Below are 3,229 nucleotides of genomic sequence, written 5' to 3'. Positions count from 1 at the left end.
CCCCACGCCCTGCGATTACATGCTGAAACTGCTGCCGCAGCCGCAGGTGGTCTTGGCGTTCGGATTGCGGATCACGAACTGCGCACCGGTCAGGCTCTCGGTGTAATCCACTTCGGCACCCATCAGGTACTGCAGGCTGAGCGGATCGACCAGCAGGGTGACCCCGCTGGTCTGCACCGCCAGGTCATCGCCGGCACGGTTCTCGTCGAACTCAAACCCGTACTGGAAGCCCGAACAGCCGCCACCCTCAATGTACACACGCAACGACAGGTCGGGGTTGCCCTCGTCCTGGATCAGTTCCTTGACCTTGGCCGCAGCGGCCTCGGTGAAGTTCAGCGGCCGATCCAGCGACTGGTAGTCGGGCGCGGCGGCCGGCGTGGCGCCGGGGAGGGAGACGAGCGTGTTCATGGGCTCAGCATGGGGGCGCCGGCGCTGGCTTTCAAGCCATCGCCTCGGCCAGCTTGCGGCGGGCGGCGGTGTCGCCCTTGCCGTCAGCGGACGCTTCGCCTTCCGGCGCAGGCAGGGCCTGCATCGGGGCGCTGGCATGGATCAGCCGGCCGTTCAGCTGGGCGCCCGCATTCATTTCCACCACCTGGTAATGAACGTTGCCGTTGACCCGCGCACTCGGGGTCAGCTCGACCTTCTCGGTGGCATGGACATCGCCGTCCAGCCGGCCACTGATGACCACCACCTGGGCGCGGATCTCGCCTTCGATCACGCCATGCTCGGCGAGGGTCAGGGTCGCCGCGCTGGCGCCCTCCTGGGCAATCACCTTGCCGTGGATGCGACCTTCCACGTACAGGCCACCACTGAATTCCACATCGCCACGGATCACCACCTGGTTGCCGATCAGGGCATCCACCACCAGTTGGCCATCACGGCTGGATTTGCTGCTTCCGAACATCTGCCTACTCCCCTTTGCTGGCCGGTGCACCGGCCTGTTTCCAGTCGAATACCTGCGTGGTGCCCCCCGCACCACTCCCCAATGTCACCTTCACCCGTTGCGGGGTGAAGTCAGCCGGCAGCATCACGCTGCCGGTGAGCTGCTGGAAGTACCGGAACGAGTAATCCTGTCCCGGCACCTTGCTGCGCTGGTGCAGCTCGTCCCAGCTGATGGTGGCCAGCTTGCCGTTCTTCACGCCTTCCACCGTGAAACGCATCTGCCCTTGGCTGATCGCCCCGCGGTTGAGGTTCTGGGTCAGCACCACGCTGTACTGCCAGGTGCCGGCCGATTCCGGGCTGAATTCAATCGAATGGGTGTTCAGGCCCTTGCGCTGGCTGGTCGAGCCCACCAGGCGTTCGTAGAAGGCGACGTCAGCGCGCAGGCCGGCGATCTCTTCATCGCGCTCGGCCAGCGAAGACTGCACTTCGTTGTTGGCGGCGCGGCTGATGCGGTCCGACGCTTCCAGCGTGGCCTGCTTCTGGCGCAGTTCGGTCAGCTGCGTCTGCAGCGTATCGGCGCGCTTCTCGGCAGCCTGCACGCGCTGGCCCTGTTCACCGCGCGGCGTGCCCAGCCAGCAGCCACCCAGCACCGCAAGCACCAGGCTCAGCAGCCAGATGCCGGCGATCACCAGCAGGCGACGGCGGTCGGCGGGTGGTTGCGCGGCACCGGGAAGGCGGACCTGCACGCGCATGGGAGGGCGGTTGTTCATGGGTAGTCTCCGTGGCATCGCAGTGGCGACGCCAGTACGGCCCCTGGGGCAAACGACGGGCTAGTGTATGACAGGAACGGCGGGTTTCCCCGGTGCCGGCCGGCACCGGGCGGTGGCATTCAGCCACTCCATGGTCGATAGTGTGGCACCCCGCACAGTTCCGCCGCCGGAGCACGCCATGACCGAAGCCCACCTGTTCGTGATCGGCATCCTGCTGGCTTGGCTGGCCGGCATCCGTGTCTACCTCACCGTATTCGGCGTCGGCATCGCCGGCCTGCTCGGCTGGGTCGACCTGCCACCGGCGCTGCAGGCCACCGAGTMGTGGTGGGTGCTCGGCACGTCGGCGGCGCTGGCCATTGCCGAATTCTTCGCCGACAAGATTCCCGGCGTGGATTCAGCCTGGGACCTGGTGCAGACCCTGGCGCGCGTGCCCGCCGGCGCCTTCCTCGCGGCAGCGACACTGTCGCCCGATGGCGACCTGGGCACCGGCGCACTGGTCGCCGGCGCGGGCGTTGCACTGGCCAGCCATGGCCTGAAGGCCGGCACCCGCGCCCTGCTCAACACCTCACCGGAACCGGCCAGCAACTGGGTCGCCTCTGCGGCCGAAGATACCGTGGTGATCGGCGGCTTGGCGCTCGCGCTGGCGCATCCATGGATCGCGCTGGTGGTGGTGCTGGCCTGCAGCCTGGCCGGCGCATTGCTGGTCTGGCTGGTCTGGCGCACCCTGTGGAAAAGCGTGCGCTGGTTGGCACGTGGCGGCAGCGACGACGGACAACGGCAACCGCGTACCGGCTGATCGGCAGGCTTGTCGCATAATGGCCGCGAACACCAGGAGCATCGATGGCCGCAAACGAATCCGCCGCGGGCCCCCGCCCGGGACGCGCTGAAACCCCCCCGGCCGATCATTGGCAACGTTGGGCCGCCCCCTTGGCCGCGGCAACGCCTGCCGAAGCGGTACCGGCGGTGTCAGAGACACCCGCCCTGTCGGTGCCCGGCGACGGCGCCCGACTGGCGGCTCCGCCGCCCCTGCCCTCCACCGCCGCACTGCCCGAGGCGGGTAACAGTGACATCCCGCCTGTCGATGCCGACTCGCCCTACCGCGTGCTGATCGTCGAAGACGATCGTGCCCAGGCCCTGTTCGCACAGAGCGTGCTGCATGGCGCCGGCATGCAGGCGATCGTGCTAGGCGATGCCGATGGCGTGCAGCAGGCCATCCGCGAGCAACGCCCTGACCTGATCCTGATGGATCTGCACCTGCCCGGGCTGGATGGCATGCGGCTGACCGCGATGATCCGCCAGCAGCCCGGCATGCAGCTGCTGCCGATCGTCTTCCTCAGCGGCGACCCGGATCCGGAGCGCCAGTTCGAAGTGCTCGACTGCGGTGCCGACGATTACCTGAGCAAGCCGATCCGGCCGCGCCACCTGATCGCCGCGGTGGCCAACCGTATCCGCCGCGCACGCGCGCAGGCAGCGACCCTGCCCGGTGCCAACGGCGCACCGGCCACCAGCAACCCGGAAACCGGGCTGCCGACGCGCCACCACGTGCTGCAGCAACTCAACGCAACGCTGGCCCAGCA

Annotated in this window: 5 protein-coding genes; 2 read left to right on the top strand and 3 right to left on the bottom strand. The window is 68.1% G+C overall.

Annotation, left to right across the window (positions count from 1 at the left end; all coding sequences use genetic code 11):
• Positions 1-15: 15 nt before the first annotated feature.
• Genes erpA through AB4Y84_RS17210 form a run of 3 tightly spaced genes read right to left on the bottom strand, consistent with a single transcriptional unit; the run spans position 16 to position 1,652 of the window.
• Entirely contained in the window at positions 16-408 is a 393-nt protein-coding gene (gene erpA / locus AB4Y84_RS17220; RefSeq protein ID WP_025874631.1) for an iron-sulfur cluster insertion protein ErpA, read from the bottom strand.
• A 31-nt stretch (positions 409-439) separates the two neighbouring features.
• A complete protein-coding gene (locus AB4Y84_RS17215; RefSeq protein WP_025874630.1) occupies positions 440-904 on the bottom strand; it encodes a bactofilin family protein in 465 nt (154 codons plus the stop codon).
• Between the two features lie 4 nt (positions 905-908).
• A complete protein-coding gene (locus AB4Y84_RS17210) occupies positions 909-1,652 on the bottom strand; it encodes a DUF6776 family protein (RefSeq protein WP_025874629.1) in 744 nt (247 codons plus the stop codon).
• Positions 1,653-1,830: 178 nt separating this feature from the next.
• Between AB4Y84_RS17210 and AB4Y84_RS17205 the strand changes: the two genes are divergently transcribed.
• Complete coding sequence (locus AB4Y84_RS17205) at positions 1,831-2,448, top strand: DUF4126 domain-containing protein (RefSeq protein WP_442250522.1); 618 nt, start codon at positions 1,831-1,833, stop codon at positions 2,446-2,448.
• A gap of 44 nt (positions 2,449-2,492) precedes the next feature.
• On the top strand, positions 2,493-3,229 hold a 737-nt coding region (locus AB4Y84_RS17200), incomplete at its 3' end, for a response regulator (RefSeq protein ID WP_442250521.1).

It is taken from the genome of Stenotrophomonas sp. 2YAF22 (assembly GCF_052114665.1).
GTDB lineage: Bacteria > Pseudomonadota > Gammaproteobacteria > Xanthomonadales > Xanthomonadaceae > Stenotrophomonas > Stenotrophomonas indicatrix.
Note: the sequence above shows the minus strand (reverse complement) of the source record. Positions and strands in the feature narration are given on the sequence as shown.